This is a genomic window from Mycolicibacterium lacusdiani (genome assembly GCF_021916785.1).
Taxonomy (GTDB): Bacteria; Actinomycetota; Actinomycetes; order Mycobacteriales; family Mycobacteriaceae; genus Mycobacterium; species Mycobacterium lacusdiani.
The window spans coordinates 101,230-123,532 of sequence record NZ_JAKCFC010000005.1 but is presented as its reverse complement, the minus strand read 5'-3'; the positions used below and the strand labels follow the sequence as shown (position 1 = coordinate 123,532).

At 69.4% G+C, this 22,303-nt stretch carries 26 protein-coding genes; 4 read left to right on the top strand and 22 right to left on the bottom strand.

The window, feature by feature from the left end:
* Positions 1-3: 3 nt before the first annotated feature.
* Positions 4-597 (bottom strand): bifunctional pyr operon transcriptional regulator/uracil phosphoribosyltransferase PyrR, encoded by a 594-nt coding sequence (pyrR, locus tag LOK44_RS17135; protein ID WP_283817852.1) that lies wholly within the window; start codon positions 595-597, stop codon positions 4-6.
* Positions 598-713: 116 nt separating this feature from the next.
* On the opposite strand from pyrR, the gene LOK44_RS17130 reads away from it, so the two are divergent.
* Positions 714-1,934 carry a serine hydrolase domain-containing protein gene (locus LOK44_RS17130; protein WP_237571302.1) on the top strand — a complete coding sequence of 407 codons (1,221 nt, stop codon included), beginning with the start codon at positions 714-716 and terminating at the stop codon, positions 1,932-1,934.
* Between the two features lie 3 nt (positions 1,935-1,937).
* Here LOK44_RS17130 and LOK44_RS17125 read toward each other — a convergent pair whose 3' ends face one another.
* Positions 1,938-3,344: an amino acid permease gene (locus tag LOK44_RS17125; RefSeq protein WP_237571301.1), complete on the bottom strand. Its 1,407-nt coding sequence runs from the start codon at positions 3,342-3,344 to the stop codon at positions 1,938-1,940.
* A 108-nt stretch (positions 3,345-3,452) separates the two neighbouring features.
* Here LOK44_RS17125 and LOK44_RS17120 point away from each other — a divergent pair, with 108 nt between their 5' ends.
* Positions 3,453-4,412, top strand: coding sequence for a haloalkane dehalogenase (locus tag LOK44_RS17120; RefSeq protein WP_237571300.1), 960 nt, complete (start codon positions 3,453-3,455; stop codon positions 4,410-4,412).
* A 6-nt stretch (positions 4,413-4,418) separates the two neighbouring features.
* Here the strand turns inward: LOK44_RS17120 and LOK44_RS17115 are convergent, their stop codons facing one another.
* The 4 genes from LOK44_RS17115 to LOK44_RS17100 are packed head-to-tail and all read right to left on the bottom strand — an operon-like array spanning position 4,419 to position 7,254.
* Entirely contained in the window at positions 4,419-4,961 is a 543-nt protein-coding gene (locus LOK44_RS17115) for a hypothetical protein (protein ID WP_237571299.1), read from the bottom strand.
* A 2-nt stretch (positions 4,962-4,963) separates the two neighbouring features.
* On the bottom strand, positions 4,964-5,557 hold the full coding sequence (gene nusB, locus LOK44_RS17110) for a transcription antitermination factor NusB (protein ID WP_237571298.1): 594 nt from the start codon (positions 5,555-5,557) through the stop codon (positions 4,964-4,966).
* Positions 5,550-6,113, bottom strand: a complete 564-nt coding sequence (gene efp / locus LOK44_RS17105; protein WP_237571297.1) for an elongation factor P — start codon at positions 6,111-6,113, stop codon at positions 5,550-5,552. The genes nusB and efp overlap by 8 nt, the downstream gene beginning before the upstream one ends.
* A 46-nt stretch (positions 6,114-6,159) precedes the next feature.
* Positions 6,160-7,254 carry a M24 family metallopeptidase gene (locus tag LOK44_RS17100; RefSeq protein WP_237571296.1) on the bottom strand — a complete coding sequence of 365 codons (1,095 nt, stop codon included), beginning with the start codon at positions 7,252-7,254 and terminating at the stop codon, positions 6,160-6,162.
* Positions 7,255-7,287: 33 nt separating this feature from the next.
* Here LOK44_RS17100 and LOK44_RS17095 point away from each other — a divergent pair, with 33 nt between their 5' ends.
* Positions 7,288-7,920 (top strand): B-4DMT family transporter, encoded by a 633-nt coding sequence (locus LOK44_RS17095; RefSeq protein WP_237571295.1) that lies wholly within the window; start codon positions 7,288-7,290, stop codon positions 7,918-7,920.
* A gap of 16 nt (positions 7,921-7,936) precedes the next feature.
* On the opposite strand, the gene aroQ is transcribed toward LOK44_RS17095, so the two are convergent.
* The 10 genes from aroQ to LOK44_RS17045 all read right to left on the bottom strand — a co-directional run bounded on the left by aroQ (position 7,937) and on the right by LOK44_RS17045 (position 17,836).
* A complete protein-coding gene (aroQ, locus tag LOK44_RS17090; protein ID WP_237571294.1) occupies positions 7,937-8,377 on the bottom strand; it encodes a type II 3-dehydroquinate dehydratase in 441 nt (146 codons plus the stop codon).
* 63 nt (positions 8,378-8,440) lie between these two features.
* A complete protein-coding gene (gene aroB, locus LOK44_RS17085) occupies positions 8,441-9,520 on the bottom strand; it encodes a 3-dehydroquinate synthase (RefSeq protein ID WP_237571293.1) in 1,080 nt (359 codons plus the stop codon).
* Positions 9,513-10,151: a shikimate kinase gene (locus LOK44_RS17080; protein ID WP_237571292.1), complete on the bottom strand. Its 639-nt coding sequence runs from the start codon at positions 10,149-10,151 to the stop codon at positions 9,513-9,515. Before LOK44_RS17080 ends, aroB begins: the two co-directional genes overlap by 8 nt.
* Complete coding sequence (gene aroC / locus LOK44_RS17075) at positions 10,151-11,368, bottom strand: chorismate synthase (protein WP_237571291.1); 1,218 nt, start codon at positions 11,366-11,368, stop codon at positions 10,151-10,153. The genes LOK44_RS17080 and aroC overlap by 1 nt, the downstream gene beginning before the upstream one ends.
* 159 nt (positions 11,369-11,527) lie before the next feature.
* Positions 11,528-11,953 carry a prepilin peptidase gene (locus tag LOK44_RS17070; RefSeq protein ID WP_237571290.1) on the bottom strand — a complete coding sequence of 142 codons (426 nt, stop codon included), beginning with the start codon at positions 11,951-11,953 and terminating at the stop codon, positions 11,528-11,530.
* Positions 11,954-11,962: 9 nt separating this feature from the next.
* Complete coding sequence (locus LOK44_RS17065) at positions 11,963-12,748, bottom strand: shikimate dehydrogenase (RefSeq protein ID WP_237571289.1); 786 nt, start codon at positions 12,746-12,748, stop codon at positions 11,963-11,965.
* A complete protein-coding gene (gene mltG / locus LOK44_RS17060) occupies positions 12,748-14,112 on the bottom strand; it encodes an endolytic transglycosylase MltG (protein WP_237571288.1) in 1,365 nt (454 codons plus the stop codon). Before mltG ends, LOK44_RS17065 begins: the two co-directional genes overlap by 1 nt.
* The gene (gene ruvX, locus LOK44_RS17055; RefSeq protein ID WP_237571287.1) at positions 14,105-14,608 is read right to left on the bottom strand and encodes a Holliday junction resolvase RuvX; all 504 of its coding nucleotides are present in this window, start codon (positions 14,606-14,608) and stop codon (positions 14,105-14,107) included. The genes mltG and ruvX overlap by 8 nt, the downstream gene beginning before the upstream one ends.
* A gap of 4 nt (positions 14,609-14,612) precedes the next feature.
* The gene (gene alaS / locus LOK44_RS17050; protein ID WP_237571286.1) at positions 14,613-17,318 is read right to left on the bottom strand and encodes an alanine--tRNA ligase; all 2,706 of its coding nucleotides are present in this window, start codon (positions 17,316-17,318) and stop codon (positions 14,613-14,615) included.
* Between the two features lie 116 nt (positions 17,319-17,434).
* Positions 17,435-17,836, bottom strand: a complete 402-nt coding sequence (locus LOK44_RS17045; protein WP_237571285.1) for a secondary thiamine-phosphate synthase enzyme YjbQ — start codon at positions 17,834-17,836, stop codon at positions 17,435-17,437.
* A 98-nt stretch (positions 17,837-17,934) separates the two neighbouring features.
* Between LOK44_RS17045 and LOK44_RS17040 the strand changes: the two genes are divergently transcribed.
* Entirely contained in the window at positions 17,935-18,222 is a 288-nt protein-coding gene (locus LOK44_RS17040; RefSeq protein WP_163917821.1) for a GlsB/YeaQ/YmgE family stress response membrane protein, read from the top strand.
* 156 nt (positions 18,223-18,378) lie between these two features.
* On the opposite strand, the gene LOK44_RS17035 is transcribed toward LOK44_RS17040, so the two are convergent.
* The 6 genes from LOK44_RS17035 to LOK44_RS17010 form a co-directional block, all read right to left on the bottom strand.
* Positions 18,379-18,849: an SRPBCC family protein gene (locus LOK44_RS17035; RefSeq protein ID WP_237571284.1), complete on the bottom strand. Its 471-nt coding sequence runs from the start codon at positions 18,847-18,849 to the stop codon at positions 18,379-18,381.
* Positions 18,846-19,226 carry an ArsR/SmtB family transcription factor gene (locus LOK44_RS17030; protein WP_237571283.1) on the bottom strand — a complete coding sequence of 127 codons (381 nt, stop codon included), beginning with the start codon at positions 19,224-19,226 and terminating at the stop codon, positions 18,846-18,848. Before LOK44_RS17030 ends, LOK44_RS17035 begins: the two co-directional genes overlap by 4 nt.
* 103 nt (positions 19,227-19,329) lie before the next feature.
* Positions 19,330-19,665, bottom strand: a complete 336-nt coding sequence (locus LOK44_RS17025; RefSeq protein ID WP_237571282.1) for a YciI family protein — start codon at positions 19,663-19,665, stop codon at positions 19,330-19,332.
* Positions 19,662-20,990 carry a replication-associated recombination protein A gene (locus LOK44_RS17020; protein WP_237571527.1) on the bottom strand — a complete coding sequence of 443 codons (1,329 nt, stop codon included), beginning with the start codon at positions 20,988-20,990 and terminating at the stop codon, positions 19,662-19,664. The genes LOK44_RS17025 and LOK44_RS17020 overlap by 4 nt, the downstream gene beginning before the upstream one ends.
* A gap of 51 nt (positions 20,991-21,041) precedes the next feature.
* Entirely contained in the window at positions 21,042-21,887 is an 846-nt protein-coding gene (locus LOK44_RS17015; protein ID WP_237571281.1) for a DUF3097 domain-containing protein, read from the bottom strand.
* Positions 21,888-21,966: 79 nt separating this feature from the next.
* On the bottom strand, positions 21,967-22,284 hold the full coding sequence (locus LOK44_RS17010) for a DUF4333 domain-containing protein (RefSeq protein WP_237571280.1): 318 nt from the start codon (positions 22,282-22,284) through the stop codon (positions 21,967-21,969).
* Between the last annotated feature and the right edge of the window lie 19 nt (positions 22,285-22,303).

Below are 22,303 nucleotides of genomic sequence, written 5' to 3'. Positions count from 1 at the left end.
CGCTCATCGCGGGGGCCCTCCCGTGTTCGCTATCGTCACGCCGTCGGCGCCGTCCTGTTCGGCGAACCGGACCTTCACGTTGTCCAGGCGTGAGGTGGGCACGTTCTTTCCGACGTAGTCGGCACGGATGGGGAGTTCGCGGTGGCCGCGGTCGACGAACACCGCCAGCTGCACGATCCGGGGGCGGCCCACGTCGCGCAGTGCGTCGAGGGCAGCGCGGACGGTGCGGCCGGAGTACAACACGTCGTCGACCAGGACGACGATCGCTCCGTCGACGCCACCGTCGGGGATGGTCGTCTCTGCGAGCGCACGTGGCGGCTTGGACATCAGGTCGTCGCGGTACAGCGTCACGTCGAGCGCGCCGGTCGCCACGTCGACGCCGGAGAAGTCGGAGATGTTGCGGGCCAGCCTGGTGGCGAGGGTGACGCCGCGGGTGGGGATGCCCAGCAGCACGACGCGCGGCGCATCGGGACCGCCGAGCGCGGTCTTCTCGATGATCTGATGGGCAATGCGGGAGATCGTTCGGCTCACGTCTGCCGCGGACATCAGTTCCCGATCGGGACTGGCGTCGGCAGAGCCGGCTGAGGCATTGGGCATGACGTACCCGGACCTCCTTCTCCGCCTCGCTGGACGGATCGTTAAAGGACGTCGAACTGCGCCGAACCTTACCACCGGCGCGGTGGGCCCGAATCGACGGCCTACGCTGAAACGCGATGAATCTCGACGGGAACCAGGCATCCATCCAGGAGGTGATCGACGCCGGGGTACTCGCCGGCGCCGTGACCCTCGTCTGGCAGGGCGGCCGCGTGCTGCAGGTCAACGAACTCGGTTACCGCGACGTCGCCGCACGCGTCCCCATGCAGCGCGACACGGTCTTCCGCATCGCGTCGATGAGCAAGCCGGTGACCGTCGCCGCCGCCATGACGCTGGTGGAGGAGGGCCGGTTCGCGCTGACCGACCCGGTCACGCCGTGGCTGCCCGAACTCGCCGACCTCCGGGTGATGGCGGATCCGGCCGGGCCGCTCGACAAGACGGTGCCGGTGCGCCGCCCCATTACGTTCGACGACCTGATGACCCATCGCAGCGGTCTGGCGTATGCGTTCTCGGTGGGAGCGCCGCTCAACCGGGGCTACGGCAAGCTGATGTTCCGTCAGGACCAGGACCGCTGGCTGGCCGAACTGGTCAAGCTGCCGCTGGCCCACCAGCCCGGTGACCGGCTGACCTACAGTCATGCGACCGACGTCCTTGGCATCGCGCTGTCGCGCATCGAGGGCAAGCCGCTCTCGGAGGTGCTGGCGGAGCGGATCTTCGAGCCGCTCGGCATGACCGATACCGGGTTCTCCGTCACCCGCGAGGGCCGCAGCCGGGCGGCGACGATGTACAAGCTCGAGGAGTCGGGCTCCGGTGGGTTCACCCTGCGCGACGACGCGATGGGACCGGCACCGTTGACGCCGCCGCCCTTCTGCGCAGGCGGCGCGGGGCTCTGGTCGACCGCCGACGACTACCTGACGTTCGCCCGGATGCTGCTGCACGGCGGCACCGTCGACGGCGTGCGGGTGCTGTCCGAGGAGTCCATCGCCGCGATGCGCACCAACCGGCTGACCGACGAGCAGAAGCGGATCCCGTTCCTGGGCATGCCCTTCTGGCGCGGCCGCGGGTTCGGCCTGAACCTCTCGGTGGTGACCGATCCCGCCCAGTCGCGTCAGCTCTACGGCCCTGGCGGCCTCGGCACGTTCAGCTGGCCGGGTGCGTTCGGCACGTGGTGGCAGGCCGATCCGTCGGTCGACCGGATCATGATCTACCTGATCCAGAACCTTCCCGACCTCAGCCCCGACAGTGCTGCCGCAGCGGTGGCAGGCAATACGTCCATGCTCAAACTCCAAGCGGCGCAACCGAAGTTCGTCCGCCACACCTACCAGGCGCTCGAGGACTGACCCTCAGACCTTCGCGATGTCGGCGGCGCGGGTCGATCGGTGCCTGCGCTGCACGATCAGCCCCGCGACGACGATGAAGACCGCGGAGATGGCCGACAGCAGGATCGCCTGCTGCTGATCGGCGTCGAACGCCATCAGCACGAGGATCGCGACGATGCCGACGATCGTCACCATGGTCAGGCCGGGGAACAGCCACATCGCCACCGGCGCCCGCTCGCCTGCGGCCCGCATCTTGCGGCCGAGCACCAGTTGGCTCGATGCGATCGACAGGTAGACGAACAGTGCGACGGCCCCGCTGGTGGCCAGCAGGTACCCGAAGATCTTCTCGGGCAGCAGGTAATTGCCTGCGACGGCGAGGAATCCGACGATCATAGACGCGAGCACCGCCACCCACGGCGCGCCGTTGCCTGCGACCTTGCGCACGGCCTGGGGCGCGTCACGACGCTCGCCGAGCGAGTAGAGCATCCGGGAAGCCGTGTACAGCGCCGAGTTCAGGCACGATGCCACGGCTGTGAGGATGACGAGGTCCATGATGAGCTTGGACCCGGGAATGCCGATGGCCTCCAGCGTCGACTGGTAGGAGCCGTCGGCCAGCTGGTCGTAGGGCATCAGGGCGACGATCACGAAGATCGAGCCGACGTAGAACAGCGAGATGCGCCAGATGACCGAGTTGACGGCCTTGCCGATGCCCTTCACGGGGTTCGGCGACTCCGCCGCGGCGATGGTCACGATCTCGGTGCCCATGAACGAGAACATCGTGATGAGCAGACCCGCGATCACTGCGCCGAAGCCGTTGGGCATGAATCCGTCGGGCTGCCATAGGTTCTCGATGCCGCTGACCCCCGAGTCGGGAATGAGACCGAAGATCGCCGCGACGCCGATGCCGATGAACGCGACGATGGCGACCACCTTGATGAGCGCGAACCAGAACTCGAACTCCCCGTAGTTGCCGACGCTCACCAGGTTCGTGATCGTCAGCAGCAAGGTCACGGCCAATGCCCAGATCCATTGCGCGCCACCGATGAGGTCGGTGAGGATCGCTGCGGCAGCAGTCGCCTCGACGGGGATCACCAACACCCAGAACCACCAGTAGAGCCAACCAACGGAGAACCCCGCCCAGTGGCCGAGCGCCCGCTCCGAGTACACCGAGAACGATCCGGTGTCCGGATTCGCGGTCGCCATCTCGCCGAGCATGCGCATCACCAGCACGACCAGCGTGCCCGCCAGGATGTAGGAGATCAAGACTGCGGGCCCAGCCTCCTTGATCGCGTTCGCCGAGCCCACGAACAAGCCCGCGCCGATCACCCCGGCGATCGAGATCATCGTGATGTGGCGTGGCTTGAGGCTCGTGCCGAGACCTCGCTGCTCCCCTACCGCCGGCTCCGGTGCCACCGTGGTGTCGTCAGTCATCAACCTGCCCCCCCCCGTTCCAGCGAGCTGAGCGTCAGTGCGCGCGCAGGCGCCTAGACTGCCCAGCGATCGAATCGGCGAAACCCCCACTATGGAACGAGCCCAGACATGACCGCGTTGAGGACTCCGGACGATCGTTTCGCCGGACTGCCTGGCTTCGACCACGCGCCGAGCTACGTCGACGTCGAGGCCCGCGGCATCCCGCCGCTGCGCATGCACTACGTCGATGCCGGTCCCGAGGACGGCCCCGTCGCGCTGCTCCTGCACGGGCAGCCCACGTGGTCGTACGCATACCGGTTGGTCATCGACGTGCTGACCGCCGCAGGCATGCGCGTCATCGCCCCAGACAACATCGGGTATGGCCGCTCCGACAAGCTCACCGAGGCAACGGATTACACGTTCGTCAGGCACGTCGAGTGGCTGACGAGCCTGGTCACCCGGCTGGATCTGGCCGACGTCACCCTGGTGGTGCAGGACTGGGGCGGTCCGCTGGGGCTCAGCGTGCTGGCCCGCCACCCGCAGCGCTTCGCCAGGATCGTCGCCACCAACACCATCCTGCACACCTGCGACCCCGCGCTGGCCGGGCTGCTGACCTGGCCGCATCACGGTGTCGGCGACGACCGGGTGCTGCACGCCGAGACACTGCTCGACTACGTCAGCTTCTACCAGCGCGCCCCCGACATCACGCCCAGCTTCTTCCTCGACGCGGTCGCGGGGCCACTGCCCGCCGACGTCCTCGCCGCCTACGACGCACCGTTTCCCGACCGGACCTACAAGGCGGGGCTGCGCCAGATGATCGCGCTGGTCCCGCTGACGCGCAACGACCCAGGTGCCGCGATCGGCCGGGCCACGATGACCGCCCTCGAGCAGTGGCACCGGCCGTTCCTGACCGCGTACTCCGACGGCGACCCCGCCACCGCAGGCTGGGATCGCGTCTTCCGCAGCCGCATCCCCGGCGCCGCGGGCATGCCGCACCGGGTGATCACTGGGGCAGGCCACTTCGTCCAGGAGCAGCGCGGCGAGGAACTCGGCGAGATCGTCGTCGAGTTCGTCCGTACGACGAGCTGACGGCTCCTAGGCCGAGCGGGACAGCACGCGACCGAATTGCATCAGCCGCTGCATCTGTGCGAGACCACCGTCGTCGACGGTCTTGGTGTAGCGGAACGACTCGCAGAACAGATCGGTGTCGACGACCGACTTCCGACGCGCGCGCGTGAGGAGCTGGGTGTACATCCGCAGTCGCACCTCGGCGAGCCTGCGGGTGCCGTCGGGAAGGATCTCGAACTCAGTGGTGAGGATGTGGTCGGTGACCGTCGACAGCAGGATCGTGCGCACCGACGCGTCGAGGATCCGGCGCGGTTCCGATCCCGCGGTCACGGACGCGTCGTCGTCGGCCCTCCACAGGATCAGACGCCTGCCGTCGGTGGCCACGACCTCCTGCCACACCGCTTCGCCCCACGGTTCGTCACTCTCGCCGCGCGACATGATGAACGACGTGATCGCCGAGAAGTCGACGACGGAGCGGAGCTGCTCGAGTGCCAGGTCGGGATCCCGCAGGTACACCCGGGCCGCCTCGTCCACCGAGGTGTAGGGCGCCCAGTCCTGCGGGACGCCCACGCTCAGGCGTCCTCTGCGGGCCCGGCAGTGCCTCGGACGGCCGCCGCAGCCGCACGGATCTGTGGCGTCACCAGCATGACCTGGCCGAGCACCCCGTTGACGAAGCCGGGCGAATCGTCGGTCGACAGCTTCTTGGCCAGCTCGACCGCCTCGTCGACGGCGACGGGTTCCGGCACGTCCTCGGCGTGCAGCAGTTCCCACACCGCGACGCGCAGGATCGCGCGGTCGACCGCGGGCAGCCGCTCCAACGTCCAGCCCTGCAGGTGAGCCGAGATCAGGTCGTCGACGTGGGCGGCGTGCTCGGTGACACCCTTGGCGACGGTGACCGTGTACGGGTTCAACGTCGACACGTCCATGTCCGTGTGCGCCAACGCGTTTCGCGACGATGCGATCTCGGCGGGCGTCATGCCGCGGGCCTCGGCCTCGAACAGCAGGTCCACCGCGCGCTTGCGCGCCTGATGCCTGCCCTTGTCCGGACCCTTGCGACTGCCTTCGTCGCCCGAGTAACTCCACTCGCCCTTGCTCGATATCCCGTCGCTTCGCTCGCCCCGGCTCGATATCCCGTCGCTTCGCTCGCCCCGGCTCGAGTCAGGCATTGACCCTTCCCAGGTAATTGCCGTCACGCGAGTCGACCTTCAGCTTGTCGCCGGTGTTGATGAACAGCGGCACCTGGATCTCGGCGCCGGTCTCGAGGGTGGCGGGCTTGGTGCCCGCGCTCGACCGGTCGCCCTGCAGCCCCGGCTCGGTGCTGGCGACCAGCAGCTCGACGGTCACCGGCAGCTCCAGGTACAGCGGCACGCCGTCGTGGAACGCGATCTGCACCGGCATGCTCTCGAGCAGGAAGCCGGCGTTGCGGCCGACCAGCGCCTCGGGCAGGGAGTGCTGCTCGTAATCCTCGGAGTCCATGAACACGAAGTCGGCGCCGTCGCGGTACAGGTAGGTGGCGTCGCGGCGGTCCACCGTGGCGGTCTCCACCTTCACACCGGCGTTGTAGGTCTTGTCCACGACCTTGCCCGATAGCACGTTCTTGAGCTTGGTCCGCACGAAGGCCGGTCCCTTGCCTGGCTTGACGTGCTGGAACTCGGTGATCTGCCAGAGCTGGCCGTCGATGTTCAGGACGAGCCCATTCTTGAAGTCGGCGGTCGAAGCCACGTTGGGTACTACTCCTCAGCATGTCCGTGAGCGGCCTACCTCGTTGTCACGAGAGAACTGCAAGTTCCTTGGGGAACCGGGTAAGCAACTCGGGTTCGGGTGTGTGATCCCCGCCCACGACCAACGTGTCCTCAATGCGGACGCCGCCGTAGCCGGGCAGGTAGACACCGGGCTCCACGGTGACCGCAGAGCCAGCAAGCAGTGTACCGGCGGATGACGCGCTGATTCCCGGCGCTTCGTGGATCTGCAGGCCGACGCCGTGCCCGAGCCCGTGGCCGAAGTTCTCCGCGTAGCCGGCATCGGCGATGACCTGGCGCGATGCACCGTCGACCGCGCTGAGCGACACTCCCGGCGCGAGCGCCTCGCGGCCGGCGCGCTGCGCGGTGGCCACCAGGTCGTAGACGTCGCGCTGCCACTGCGCCACCGGCGCCAATGCGAACGTGCGGGTCATGTCCGAGTGATAACCAGCCACCAGCGCGCCGAAGTCGATCTTCACGAAGTCGCCCGCCGCCAGCACGGCGTCGGTCGGACGGTGATGCGGGATCGCCGAGTTGGTGCCCGCCGCCACGATCGTCTCGAAGGAGACGCCGTCGGCGCCGTGGTCGAGCATCCGCGACTCGAGGTCGCGGGCAACCTCCTTCTCCGTGCGGCCGGGCCGCAGCCCACCCGCGGCGACCAGGTCGGCGAGCGCGGCGTCGGCGGCCTCGCAGGCCAACCGGAGCAGCGCGATCTCGCCGGCGTCCTTGACCTCGCGCAACGCCTCAACGGTTCCCGCCGCCCGGACGAACTCGACCCCGTCGGCCGCCTTCTGCAGCTGCGCGAACCCGTCGACGGTCACGACGTGACTCTCGTATCCCAGCCGCCCGATCCCGCCTGCCGCCGCCCGCGCCGCGAGGTGGGGCCCGCAGGCCCGCTCGATGACCAGCTCGGCGTCGGGCGACTGGGCGCCGGCCTGCGTGACGTACCGCCCGTCGGTCGCCAGCACCGGCACGTCGTGGTCGGCAAGCACGAGTAGTGCGGCGTTCGATCCGGTGAATCCGGACAGATAACGCACGTTGACCAGGTCCGTCACCAACATCGCGTCGAGATTCGCCGCATGCAGACGGCGACGCAACCGGTCCCTGCGGTGGGAAATCGTCACGGCGCATGACGCTACTCGCTACGCTGTGCCCTCATGAGTAAGTGGTTGCTGCGCGGATTGGTTTTCGCCGCCCTAATGGTCGTCGTCCGGCTCCTTCAGGGCGCACTGATCAACGCGTTCGAATCAAGTGCTCTGATCATCAGCATTTCGCTGGTCGTCGTGTACGCGGTGGCCGCGTTCATCTGGGGCAACATCGACGGTCGCGCCGACGCCCGCGCCAACCCCGACCCCGATCGTCGCGGCGACCTCGCGATGACCTGGCTGCTCGCCGGGCTGTTCGCGGGCGTCGTCAGCGGCTTCGTCGCGTGGCTCATCTCGCTGTTCTACGACAACCTCTACGCCGAGGGACTGCTGAACGAACTGACGACGTTCGCCGCGTTCACCGCCCTGCTGACGTTCGTCGCCGCCATCGCGGGCGTCACGATCGGCCGCGTGCTGGTCGACCGCAAGGCGCCACCGCTGCAGCGCCGCTCCGCAGAGGACGACCGTGCCGACACCGACGTGTTCGCGGCGGTCGGTGCACGTGACTACCCCGACGATGGCTCGACGGCCGAGGGCGCACAGGCGGCCAGGACCGACCAGATCGGTACCACCGTGACCAGCCCGCGCGAGTCCGAGGAAGCGGGCACGGCACCCACGACCACCGAAGGCCGCCAGCAGCCCTGACGCGGGCCGTGCCGGGCTAGGACGCGGCGGCGAGGTAGCGCAGCGCGAGCAGGTATCCCTGCACGCCAAGCCCGACGATCACGCCGGTGGCGACGGCACTCAGGTACGAGTGGTGCCGGAACTCCTCGCGAGCGTGCACGTTCGAGATGTGCACCTCGATCAGCGGTGCCGTCAACTCCGAGCAGGCGTCCCGCAGCGCGATCGACGTGTGCGTGAGCGCGCCTGCGTTGAGGATGACCGCCTCGCCGGCATCTGCGGCGTCGTGCACCCAGCCCAGCAGGTCGGCCTCGCTGTTGGACTGGCGCACCCGCACCGTCAGCCCGAGTTCGTCGGCCTCGCGTTCGATCAGCGCGACGAGGTCGTCGTGGGTGGTGCTGCCGTAGACCGCGGGCTCGCGCTTGCCGAGCCTGCCGAGGTTGGGTCCGTTGATGACGTTGACGGTGGCGGCGGTGGTCACTGGCGGGACTCGATTCTCTTCGCGCAAGCGCTCATCGGAACTCGATTCTCTTCGCGCAAGCGCTCATCGGGTACCGATCTCCGAATAAGCCCCTACCACCAGGGCCGGATCGGGCCCCTCCAACCGGCCCGGCTTCGCCAGCCCGTCGAGCACGACGAACCGCAACACGCCCGCGCGGGACTTCTTGTCCCCCGCCATGTACTCCAGCAGCTGCGGAAGGGCGTCGGCGTCGTAGTCCACCGGCAGTCCCAGCGAGGTCAGGATCGTGCGGTGCCGGTCGGCGGTCGCGTCGTCGAGCCGCCCGGCCAGGCGGCCCAGTTCGGCGGCGAACACCAGCCCCACCGAGACCGCCGCACCGTGCCGCCAGCGGTAGCGCTCGCGACGCTCGATGGCGTGGGCGAGCGTGTGCCCATAGTTGAGGATCTCGCGCAGTGCCGATTCCTTCTCGTCGGCGGCGACCACCTCGGCCTTGACCGCGATGGAGCGACGGATCAACTCGGGCAGCACGTCGCCGGTGGGGTCGAGCGCGGCCTGCGGGTCCGCCTCGATGAGGTCGAGGATCACGGGGTCGGCGATGAAGCCGGCCTTCACGATCTCGGCCATGCCTGCGATGATCTCGTTGCGCGGCAACGACTCCAGCGTCGCGAGGTCGACGAGTACTGCCAGCGGCTGATGGAAGGCGCCGACCAGGTTCTTGCCCGCGTCGGTGTTGATGCCCGTCTTGCCGCCGACTGCCGCATCGACCATGCCGAGCAGCGTGGTCGGCACGTGCACGACGTCGACGCCACGCAGCCAGGTGGCTGCGGCGAATCCTGCGACGTCGGTCGCCGCACCTCCGCCGAGGCTGACCACGGCGTCCCTGCGGTCGATTCCGATGCGGCCCAGCACTTCCCAGATGAATCCGAGGACGGGCAGTTCCTTGCCCGCCTCGGCATCCGGGATCTCGATGCGGTGGGCGTCGATCCCCTTGGCGGCCAATGCATCCCGGATCGCCTCAGCCGTCGCGGCGAGTGTCGGCTGGTGCAGGATCGCCACCCGGTGCCTGCCGTCGAGCACACGGGTGAGGTCCTCGAGCAGACCGCGCCCGATGATCACCGGGTATGGCCGATCGACGTGGACGTCGACGGTGACGGGTTCAGTCATTGCGCGCTTCCGCTCTGCGGGCCAGTGCCGCGGGACTCGGCGGGGCCTCGGTGGTGGGTCCGGGATTGAGGACGGTGGGCAGTCTGCGCCATGCCGATCGGCGACGTCGGCGCAGCGGGTGGTCGCTTGCGGCGCACTCGAGGCGGTGGACGATGTGCCGCACCACGGCGCCTGGATTGCGCCGGTTGGTGTTCACCCGCAACGTGGCCACCTCCCGGTACAGCGGCACCCGGTCGGACATCAGCGCGCGGAACCTGGCGTCGGGGTCATCGGTCGCGAGCAGCGGCCTGCCGCCGCCGGAGGTCCGCCGCACGCCCTCGGACGCACTGATCTCCAGGTACACGACGGTGTGGCCGGCCAGTGCCTCGCGCACCGCGGGAGTCGTCACCGCCCCGCCGCCGAGCGACACGACGCCGTCGTGCTCGGCCAAGGCCGCGCACACGACCTCGGCCTCGATGCGACGGAACTCGGCTTCTCCGTCGAGGAAGATGTCGGCGATGCTGCGACCGGTCGTCTCGACGATCTTGGCGTCGGTGTCGAGCAGTGGGACGCCCAGCGCCTTCGCCAGACGTCGGCCGATGGTGGACTTGCCCGAGCCGGGCATGCCCACCAGCACCGCTCGGGGCGCCATCAGCCCAGCGCCCTGGCCGACTCGGTGTGAGCGCCGCGCGCGGAGACCGAACGCAGGTAGGTGTCGACGTTGGCGCGGGTTTCGGTCAGCGAGTCGCCGCCGAACTTCTCGAGCGTGGCGCGCGCCAGGACCAGCGCCACCATGGTCTCGACCACGACGCCTGCCGCGGGCACCGCGCACACGTCGGAACGCTGGTGGATGGCGACGGCCTCGTCGCCGGTGGCCATGTCGACGGTGGCCAGTGCCCGGGGCACGGTCGAGATGGGCTTCATCGCGGCGCGCACCCGCACGGCCTGTCCGTTGGTCATGCCGCCTTCGAGGCCGCCTGCCCGGTTGGTCGAGCGCATGACGCCGTCGGGTCCCGGGTAGATCTCGTCGTGCGCGACGCTGCCGCGGCGGCGGGCGGTTTCGAACCCGTCGCCGATCTCGACGCCCTTGATGGCCTGGATGCCCATCACCGCGCCGGCCAGCTGGCTGTCGAGCCGGCTGTCACCGCTGGTGAAGGAGCCCAGGCCGATGGGCAGCCCGTCGGCGACGACCTCGACGATGCCGCCGAGCGTGTCACCGTCCTTCTTGGCTGCCTCGATCTCGGCGATCATCGCGGCTTCGGCGTCCTTGTCGAAGGCACGCACCGGGCTGTCGTCGATGGCGTCGAGGTTCTCGGGCCGCGGCGGGGGGCCGTCGTAGGGCGTCGATGCGCCGATGGACACCACGTGGGAGAGCACCTCCACCCCGAGCGCCTGGCGCAGGAAGGCCCTGGCGATGGTGCCCGCGGCGACGCGTGCAGCGGTCTCGCGCGCGCTGGCTCGCTCGAGCACAGGACGGGCGTCGTCGAACCCGTACTTCAGCATCCCGGCGTAGTCCGCGTGCCCCGGCCTCGGCCGGGTCAGCGGGGCGTTCCGCGCTGCGCCTGTTTCGGCAAGATCCCGACTGTCCACCGGGTCCGACGCCATCACCGTCTCCCACTTGGGCCACTCGCTGTTGCCGATCTGGATGGCGATCGGGCCGCCGAGCGTCACGCCGTGGCGCACGCCGGCCAGGATCGTCACCTCGTCGGCCTCGAACTTCATCCGGGCGCCGCGGCCGTAGCCGAGCCTGCGCCGCTTGAGTTCGGACGCGATGTCGCCGGAGGTGACGTGGACGCCCGCAACCATGCCTTCGACCACGGCGACCAAGGCCCGTCCGTGGGATTCACCTGCAGTAGTCCATCGCAACACGCGTCCGATTCTCCCACGCCCGCCCCCGCCCGGCGAAAACGCCGGGCTGTCCCCTCACGCGAGGCTGCGCTGCATCGACGAAACACGCGTTTTGGCGGAGAAGTGCGAGTGGGTCCCGCCAAAAGGCGCATCTCGCAATGGGCGGACGGTGCGCCGGGGCTAGAGAACCGCCAGCGCGAGCGCCCCGGCGGTGGCAGCGCACATCGCCGGGCCGTGCGGTATGGCGGGACGTCTGGCGAGGATGCCCGCCGCCGCCGTGAGGACCGGGGCGCCGAGCGCGGCCAGCAGCCACACGTCCGGGCCGAACGCCCCGGTGAGCGCTCCCACACCGATGGCGAGCTTCACGTCCCCGGCGCCCATGCCGGACGGGGCGGCGAGGTGCACGACGAGATACGTCGCGGTCAGCGCCGCCGCACCCGCCAGGGCCGCCGCGCCACGGCCGTGCGCCGCGGCGAACGCGAGTATCAGCACGGCGCCGGTCAGCGTCAACGCGTTGGGCAGCCTGCGGCGCCGGACGTCGTGGAGGCTCAGCGCCGTCAGCCAGGCGAGCACCGCCACGCACGCGCATCCGGACCACACCCCCACCCTCGAAGGCTAATCCCGCGAAAGCGCCGCCCTCATCACCTCTTTGGGGGCCGGACGCCCGGTGAACTGCTCGACCTGGGCGAAGGCCTGGTGCAGCAGCATCTGCAGTCCGCCGACCACGCGCCCACCGCCGGCCTCCACGGCGAGCGCCAGCGGGGTCGGCCACGGGTCGTAGATCGCGTCGAGCAGCAGCGGCACGCCGACGATCGAGGGGGCGTGCGCGGCCGCGGCGTCGGCCGGGATGGTGCTGACGGCGGCGGCGAGACCGGGCAGTCGTGTACCGAGCCCGACCCAGCGGGTGGCGACGCCGAGGCGCTCCCCCAGCGCGACCAGCGGCGCGGACTTCTCCTGGCTGCGCGCCACGATCGACAGCTCGGTGACGCCGAGGCCTGCGAGCGCGACGACGGCCGCGGGTGCGGTCCCGCCCGACCCGATCACGGCCGCGGAGCCGGTGACCGGTCCCAGCGCGCCTGCCACGCCGTCGACGTCGGTGTTGTCGGCGCGCCACCCGGTCGCCGTGTGGACCAGGGTGTTGGCGGAGCCGACCAGCTCGGCGCGAGCGGTGCGCTCGTCTGCGAAGCGCAGCGCAGCGAACTTGCCGGGCATCGTCACCGACACGCCGACCCATTCCGGCCCGAAACCCGCCACGAGGGACGGCAGCCGCTCGGCGGTGCACTCGATGCGCTCATAGGTCCAGTCGGTCAGACCGAGCGCGCGGTAGGCGGCCAGATGCAACTGCGGTGACCTGGAGTGCGCGATCGGCGATCCCAGTACCGCGGCCCTGCGGACGGTCACTACCGTGCGCTGTCCAGCACCCCGTTGCGCAGGGCGACCTCGATGTTGGCGAGATGTTGTGGGTAGTCGCGGGTGAACAGCGTCGTGCCCTGCATGTCGACCGTCACGAAGAACAACCAGTCCCCCGGCTCGGGATTCTCCGCGGCGACCAGCGCCGGCTGTCCGGGTGAGCAGATCGGCGACGCGGGCAGGCCCTCGAGCGCGTAGGTGTTCCACGGGGTCTGCCTGGCGCGGTCGGCGTCGGTGGTCGCGACCTCCTGCCGGTCCAGCGCGTAGTTGACCGTCGAGTCGAACTCGAGCCGCCGATACACCGGGTCGTTGAGCCGGTTGTAGATGACGCGGGCGACCTTGGCGAAGTCGTTGGGCAGCGACTCCTTCTGCACCAGCGAGGCCACGATCAGGATCTGGTACGGCGAGAGGTTGCCTGCCGCACCGGCGGTCAGCAATCCGCCCGCCTCGTACTGGGCGACGCTCGCGGCGACGAGCGTGTGCAGGATCTCCGGTGCGGGTGCCGACGGGTTGACGTTCCACGTGCCGGGCGCGATCAGCCCCTCGATGCGCCGGTGGTCGTCGGCGAGTGCGGCGATCGGTTCCAGCGCCCACTGCGGGATCGCCAGCGCCGCAGGGTCGGCGGTGGCCGCGGCGTTCTTCAGGTCGTCCACCGATACGCACTGCTGGGCCCCGTCGAGGTCCACGCACGTGGCCTTCCAGATGAGCGAGAAGATGCCGTCGGTCACCGAGCCGGTCTTGACGTCGGCGCTGTCGTCGAGCTGCCTGCCTTCTGGAATGACGAGGCGACCCACCCTGTTCGACGGATCGGCCAGCCGCTTCACCGCGTCGGCCGCGGGTATCTCGGTGCGCACCTTGTAGAAGCCGGGCTGGATGGAGGTGATGGCGTCGTTGCCGGACGCAGCGGTGACGAACGCGGCCGGGGTCGCCACCACCGCGGCGTTCTTCAGCGTCTCGCCGATCGCCGTGGTCGAGTCGCCGTTGTTGACCTCGATGACGACGTCCTTGACGCCCGCCCCCTGATAGTCGTCGTCGGTGCCGCCGAACATGCCGCTGAACAGCTGCGAGCCGAGGAACACCGCACCGACGACCACGACGACCAGCGCAGCGATCGAGAAGACGGTGATGTTGCGGCGCTTGCGGCGATTGCGCTTGGCCCTGGCCCGCTCGGTACGACTCATCGCGCGTCGGGGGGCACCGACCGCCTCCGGTCCCGGCCGGTCATGGCCCCAGGAGGAGAAGCCCTCGTCGGTCGCCCCGCCGTGGTCGACGTGCTCGTCGCCACGGTCCAGTGGCTCGTAGTCGCGACCGTAGTGGTCGTCGTACCCGTAACCGCGCCCGCGGTCATCACTCATCGTCGGCTCCGCCGTGTTCCGCCAGCACGTGGCGTCGTTGATCCAGCCAGTTCTGCAGGATGCCTACGGCGGCAGCCTGGTCGATCATCGTCTTCTGACCCTTGGCACGCACCCCGGCCTCGCGCAGCGAGCGTTGTGCGGTCACCGTGGTCAGTCTCTCGTCGGCCATCCGTACCGGGATGGGTTCGATGCGCGCGGCCAGTGTGTCGGCCAGGTCCATGGCGTCGAGTGCCGACGTCCCGGCCCGGTCGGCCAGCGTGCGGGGCAGTCCCACGACCACCTCCACCACCTCGAGTTCGGCCGTCAGTCGGGCGAGCCTGCGAATGTGCTTGTCGGACTTGTCCCGACGCACCGTCTCCACCGGCGTGGCGAGGATGCCGTCGGGGTCGCAGGTCGCGACGCCGATGCGCACCGTGCCGACGTCGATGCCGAGCCGTCGCCCGCGGCCAGGGTCGGAACTCCCGGGGCGGTCGGGTTGACGGTCGGTACGGCTCACCCAGCTAGCTCCGGCCTACCTCGGCGCGGAGCGCGGTGAGCGCCGCGTCGATACCGGAGGCACCGCGGCCCGAGCCCTGCGCGAGATCGGCCTTGCCGCCCCCGCGCCCGTTCACCGGTGCACCGAGCACCTTGACCAGGTCGTTGGCGCTGAGCCCGAGGTCCTGCGCTCCGGCGTTGACGGCCACCACGAACGGCACGGCGTCGTCGTCACCCTCGGCGATCAGCGCGACCACCGCGGGCTCGGCGCCCAGCTTGCCCTTGATCTCGCCGACCAGGCTGCGCAGATCTGCCGCCGAGATGCCGCCGGCCATCCGCTGTGCCACGACACGGACCCTACCCACGAGTTCCGCTCCGGCTGCCGCGTTGGCTGCCGCGGCGCGCGCGCCGGCCAGCCGCATGCGGTCGAGTTCCTTCTCTGCGGTCCGCAGCCGCTCGACGAGGTTGGCGACGCGTGCGGGTACTTCCTCCGACGGCACCTTGAGCGACGCCGCCAGACCGGCCATGAGGGCCCGTTCCTTGGCGAGGTGCCGGAACGAGTCCAGCCCGACGTAGGCCTCGACGCGGCGCACGCCGGATCCGACCGAGGCTTCGCCGAGGATCGTGACCGGCCCGATCTGCGCCGAGTTGTGCACGTGGGTACCGCCGCACAGTTCGATGGAGAACGGTCCGCCGATTTCGACGACGCGCACCTCGTCTGGGTAGTTCTCGCCGAAGAGCGCCATGGCGCCCATCGCCTTGGCCTTGTCGAGTTCGGTGTTGAAGGTGTTGACCGCGAAGTCCGCCTCGACGGCTTCGTTGGTGACCTCTTCGATCTGCGACCGCTGCTCGTCGGAGAGCGAGCCCTGCCAGTTGAAGTCGAATCGCAGGTAGCCGGGTCGGTTGAGGGACCCGGCCTGAACGGCGTTCGGCCCCAATACCTGTCGCAACGCGGCGTGCACCATGTGCGTACCGGAGTGCCCCTGGGTGGCGCCGTGCCGCCACTTGGGGTCGACGGCCGCGGACACCGTGTCACCCTCGACGAACTCGCCGGACTCCACGTTCACCCGGTGCACCCACAGCGTCTTGGCGATCTTCTGCACGTCGGTGACGGCGGCCTTGGCCGTACCGCTCGACCCGGTGCCGGAGATGGTGCCGACGTCGGCGATCTGACCGCCGGACTCCGCGTACAGCGGGGTGCGATCGAGGACGAGTTCGACGCGTTCGGGCGCTGCGCCCTCGGGGCCTGCCGCACCGTGGGCGACGACCGGGACACGCCTGCCGTCGACGAAGATCCCGAGTATCGTTGCGTCCGAGGTGAGTTCGTCGAAGCCGGTGAACTCCGTCGGGCCGGCGTCGACGAGTTCGCGGTAGGCGCTCAGGTCGGCGTGGGCGTGCTTGCGCGCGGCGGCGTCGGCCTTGGCACGCTGCCGCTGCTCGGCCATCAGGCCGCGGAAGCCCTCCTCGTCGACGGTGAGGCCGTGTTCGGCCGCCATCTCCAGCGTCAGCTCGATCGGGAAGCCGTAGGTGTCGTGCAGGGCGAACGCGTCGGTGCCCGAGAGCACGGTGGCACCGGAGGACTTGGTGGTGCGGGCCGCGTCGTCGAACAGCTTGGACCCCGAGGCCAGCGTCCGGTTGAACGCGGTCTCCTCGGCGACCGCGATGCGCTGGATGCGGTCGAAGTCGGAGACCAGTTCCGGATACGACGGGCCCATCGCGTCGCGGACGGTCGCCATCAGGTCGGCGACGATCGGCGTGTCGATGCCGAGCAGCTTGGCCGAGCGGATGGTGCGGCGCAGCAGGCGGCGCAGCACGTAACCGCGACCGTCGTTGCCGGGGCTGACGCCGTCGCCGATGATGATGGCCGCCGTGCGGCTGTGGTCGGCGATCACCCGGTAGCGCACGTCGTCGTCGTGGTTCCCGGCGCCGTATCCGCGGGGTGCGATGCTCGCGACGAGGTCGATGACGGGGCGGACGAGGTCGGTCTCGTAGACGTTGTCGACGCCTTGGAGCAGGCACGCGACGCGTTCGACGCCCATGCCGGTGTCGATGTTCTTGCGCGGCAGCGGGCCGAGGATCTCGAAGTCCTCCTTGGAGGTGCCCTCGCCGCGCTCGTTCTGCATGAACACGAGATTCCAGATCTCGATGTAGCGGTCCTCGTTGGCTTCCGGGCCACCGTCGACGCCGTACTCCGGACCACGGTCGACGTAGATCTCCGACGACGGACCGCACGGTCCGGGGATGCCCATCGACCAGTAGTTGTCGGCCTTGCCGCGGCGCTGGATCCGCTCGAGCGGCAGCCCGGCGACCTCCTGCCACAGTTCGATCGCCTCGTCGTCATCGAGATAGACCGTCGCCCAGAGCTTTTCGGGGTCGAAGCCGTAGCCGCCCTGGTCCTGCGGGTTGGTCAGCAGGGTCCAGGCGAACCCGATGGCGCCCTTCTTGAAGTAGTCGCCGAACGAGAAGTTGCCCGCCATCTGGAAGAAGGTGTTGTGCCGGGTCGTGATGCCGACCTCGTCGATGTCGGGGGTGCGGATGCACTTCTGCACGCTGACCGCGCGGTTCCAGGGCGCGGTGCGCGCCCCGAGGAAGAACGGGACGAACTGCACCATGCCTGCGTTGACGAACAAGAGGTTCGGATCGTCGAGGATGACCGATGCGCTGGGCACCTCGGCGTGTCCCGCCTTCACGAAGTGATCGAGGAAGCGCTTCCTGATCTCGTGTGTCTGCACGTGCTGTTCGTCCTTAATGGTTCATGGGTGGTCCGCGCGGGCCGTTCCTGCGACGGGGCCGATGCCCGTCGACCGCATCACAGTACCGGTCCCGACCCACCGGGCAGACGCGGTGATCAACCGTCGACGAAGCTCAGGCGGACCGAACGGTGGGGATTGTCGCGGTTCAGGTCGACGAGCACGACGCTCTGCCACGTGCCGAGCAGTGGCTTGCCGTCCTGCACGGGCACCGTGACCGACGGCGACACGATGGCCGGCAGTACGTGGTCCGCGCCGTGGCCTGGGGAACCGTGCGAGTGGCGGTAGCGGTCGTCGCGCGGCAGCAGGCGCTCGAGGGTGTCGACGAGGTCGGAGTCCGACCCCGCTCCGGTCTCGAGGATGGCCACGCCTGCCGTCGCGTGCGGCACGAACACGTTGCACAGGCCGTCGCCGCGGCCCGCACAGAACGACCGGACCTCGTCGGTCAGATCCACGGTCCGCTGCCTGGTGGTGTCTACGTCGAGCACGTCGGTATGCACGATTCGAGCCTACGGGCGGCAACGATTTTGACGCGCGGGTTTATTAGACCGACGCCCTTGGGTACTGCTCTGTCACCATTCATCGGCTGGAGGAAGAAATGACCATCACCGGCATCATCACCGCGATCCTGATCGGCATCGTGATCGGCGTGCTCGGCCGACTCGTCGTACCCGGCAGGCAGAACATCTCCGTCATCGTGACGATCCTCGTCGGCATCGTCGCGGCGTTCCTGGGCACCGCCCTGGCTCGCGCGCTGGGCCTGCCCACCGCCACCAACGGCATCGACTGGATCGAGCTCCTGGTCCAGGTCGTCGTCGCCGCGATCGGCGTCGCGCTCGTGTCCGCACTCATGGGCCGTCGCCGCACCGGGGTCGTGCGCCGCTAGAACCGGAGAACCTCAGTGCAGCGGGCGATCCCCTCGATCCCCTGCCCGCTGTGCCCCTGCGTTGCCGCCGGATTCGGCTCCGCTGACGTCGTGCTCCCGTTCACGACCCGTCGCGGAAGCCGATCACCCGGCGGCAACGCCCATTTGGCTCCAATGTCACGCCGTGAGCAGGGCATCCAGCTTGTCGTACGCCTCGACCATGCCGGCCTCCATGCCCGACGACAGCAGACCGTCGCGAGCTTCGAGGCTCGGGCAGATCGATCGGCCGCGGAGCCGGCTGCGATCGGCACCCAGGTCCTCGAACCGCAGGAATTCGATGTTGACCATGTCCGGTGCGCCCTCGAATTCGAATGTCTGAATGATGAGTTCGTTCTCCCGGACGGTGTGGAAGACGCCGTTGAACGCGTACTCGCCGTCGGCGTCGGCGTGGACGTAGCGGTATCCGCCGCCGGTGTGGAAGTCCCACCGGACGATCGTCATCCTGAGGTCGCCCGGGCCGAGCCACTGCGCCACCAGATCCGGTTCGGCGTGCGCGCGGAACAGCGCCTGACTGCTCGCCGCGAACTCGCGGGTGAAGTCCATCGCCAGCGTGTCCACCGGCGCCATCAGGTCGAGTGCGTTGGTCATCGGTCCCTCTCCTCGTTCTCTCTGGTGTTCTCGGTCGTCGCGTTCTCCGTCATCGCCGCCAGCAGCCCGTCCAGCCGGCGGTAGTTGCGTTCGGCGTCCAGCCGATACCGGTCGATCCACGACGTCAGCGCTTCGAGTGCCGCTGCGTCGAGATGAACGGGCCTGCGCTGGGCCTCCCGGCTCCGGGTGACCAGGCCGGCCTGCTCGAGCACCTGAATGTGCTTGGACACCGCCTGCTTGGTGATGTCGAACGGCTCGGCCAACTCGTTGACCGTCGCCGGACCCCGAGACAAGCGCGCCACGATCGCCCGGCGAACCGGATCGGCCAGGGCCAGGAAGGCCCGGTCGAGTCGGTCCGCATCGCCATCACCCCTCAATCGTCAACCTTCTCTTTGATCAACCAATTGATTGACTACAATGGTAGGAGTGGTATTCGGCGGTGTCAAGAGTTCTTCAGACGGTTACGGAGGTGGGGTGGGCTCAGCGCAATGCGTCGCCCGGGAACCCCATGCACGGATGCACGTCGTAGACGAACACACCGGACTGGACGCCGGGATCGCCGTCCATGATCTCCCTGGTTTCCTCGACCGTGGCCGAGAACACCCCGACGCCACAGGTGCCCGAGTCGTCGGTGACCGGCAGCACGAGGGCCAGCCGACCGTCGTCGCGCAGCCCGAAGTTGCGGCGGCCGTGCTCCCAGATCACCGACTCGGTGTCGGGCCCGCCGAAGTTCGGCCCGGTCCGCAGCACCATCAGGGTGTAGGTCTTCGCCGTCGCCAGCATGGCCGCCATCTCGTCGTCACCGAAGACCTTCATCGGTCGCCTCGCTTCCTGCGGATGATCGCTCTGAGCTTCTCGAGCCGGCCGCTGATCTCGCGTTCGGCCCCGTGCGAGGTCGGCCGGTAGTAGTCGACGCCGACGAGTTCGGCGGGCGGATACTGCTGCGGCACCACGCCTCCCGGGTCGTCGTGCGGGTAGGCGTAGCCCTGCGCGTTGCCCAGCGCCGCGGCACCCGAGTAGTGCCCGTCGCGCAGATGCGGCGGAACCAGACCGGCCTTGCCCGCCTTGATGTCCCCCATCGCCGCAGCCAGCGCGGTGGTGACGGCATTCGACTTCGGCGCGGTGGCCAGGTGCACGGTGGCGTGCGCCAGCGTCAGCTGCGCCTCCGGCATGCCGATCAGCTGCACGGTCTGCGCCGCGGCCACCGCGGTGGGCAATGCCGTCGGATCGGCCATGCCGATGTCCTCACTGGCCAGGATCATCAGTCGGCGCGCGATGAATCGCGGGTCCTCCCCCGCGGTCATCATCCTGGCGAGGTAGTGCAGCGCGGCGTCGACGTCGGAGCCGCGCACGGACTTGATGAAGGCGCTGATGACGTCGTAGTGCTGGTCGCCGTCGCGGTCGTAGCGCACGGCGGCCTTGTCGAGTGACTGCTCGATGGTCTCGACCGTCAGGTGGTCGCCCGCCTCCGCGGCCACCTCGAGGGCGGTCAGGGCGCGCCGGGCATCCCCTGCGGCCAGGGACACCAGCAGGTCCACCGCGTCGGCGTCGACCTCGATGGCGCCCGCCAGGCCCCGTGGATCGGTGATCGCTCGTTCCACCACAACCCGGATGGCGTCGGCGCCGAGCGGTTGGAGCTGCAGGATCAGCGATCGCGACAGCAGGGGCGCCACGACCGCGAACGACGGGTTCTCGGTCGTGGCGGCGACGAGCAGCACGATGCGGTTCTCGACCGCTGCGAGCAGGGCGTCCTGCTGGGTCTTCGAGAAGCGGTGCACCTCGTCGATGAACAGCACGGTCTGCTGGCCACGCAGCAGCGCCACCCTGGCCTGCTCGACGACCGCCCGGACCTCCTTGACGCCCGCGGTCAGCGCGGACAGTGCCTCGAACCGCCGTCCCGTCGCACCCGAGATCAGGGACGCCAGCGTGGTCTTCCCCGTGCCAGGCGGACCGTAGAGGATGACCGACGCGGCGCCCGACCCCTCGACGAGACGCCGCAGCGGTGAGCCCTGCCGGAGCAGATGGTCCTGGCCCACCACCTCGTCGAGGTGGGCGGGCCGCATGCGCACCGCGAGCGGCGACGTCGCGGTGATGCCCGAACTGCGTTCGGGGACCGGGTCGTCGAACAGTCCGTCAGACATCGGAGCCGAGGAGTCGGCGTCGTCGGACACGACTTCTGCTTACCACGCCGGTCAGTCGGCGGGCTGCGTGACGAAGTCGATCAGTTCCTCGACGCGGCCGATCAGCTCTGGTTCCAGATCGGTCCAGTCGTGCACGCTCCCGCGGACGCGTTGCCAGGCCCTGGCGATGTCGGCCTGATCCCGGTGCGGCCAGCCGAACGCGTCGCAGACCCCGTGCTTCCACTCGGTGCCGCGCGGGATCACCGGCCACGCGGTCTTCCCGATCCGGGCGGGTTTGACGGCCTGCCAGATGTCGATGAACGGGTGCCCGACCACGAGGGTGTGCGCTCCCCCGGGTCCACGCGCCACGTCGGCTGCGATGCGGGCCTCCTTCGATCCCCGCACCAGGTGATCGACGAGCACGCCGAGTCGCCGGCCCGGCCCGGGGCGGAACTCCGCGACGATCGCCGCCAGATCGTCGACGCCACCGAGGTATTCGACGACCACGCCCTCGATGCGCAGGTCGTCGCCCCACACCTGTTCGACGAGTTCGGCGTCGTGACGCCCTTCGACGTAGATCCGGCTGGCGAGCGCGGTGCGGGCGCGCACGTTCGCGACCGCCACCGAGCCCGACGCCGTGCGCGTCGGCGCCTTGGGTGCGGGCCGTCGCGGCGGCGGGTTGAGGATCACCGGCTTGCCCTCGAGCAGATATCCCGGGCCGAGCGGGAAGGACTTGCGCCTGCCGTGCCGGTCCTCGAGTTTGATCGCGCCGTACTCGACGCCGACGATCGCGCCGACGTAGCCGCTCTGTGCGTCCTCGACCACCAGGCCGATCTCGGCCACGCGTTCGGTGGACTTCGGCCGCCTGCGCGAATGTGGGTCGCTGGCGAGCACGTCGGAGCCGTATCGATCGTTCACCCGAGCGATCCTAGGAAGGTATGCCCGCCGATTGCGGCACCGCCACGCACCGTGACTCGACCGTGGCGTGACGGCGTCTTCAGCCGGTCGGCTCGAGTTCCTGGAGATCGAATGTCGCGTCCTTGCCGTTCACCTCGACGACCTTCAGGTGTGCGAGATAGCGGGTGCCCTCGGGGCCCGTGAATGCGCACTCGAACTCGACGCCGACCTGCGCCTCGATGCCGTCGGGACACGTCACGTCCTCGGGCGTGAACTGCGTCTGCTCGGAGACGAGGTCCGAGACGAACTGCGCGGTCGGCCCGGACTCGATGGTGGACTCACCGCACGCGGCGAGCGTGAGAGCGGCTGCGCCGAGGACGAGGCTGACGCCGATGCGGGCGCCACGGGTGGAACTCATGATGCCGAATGCTGCTGCA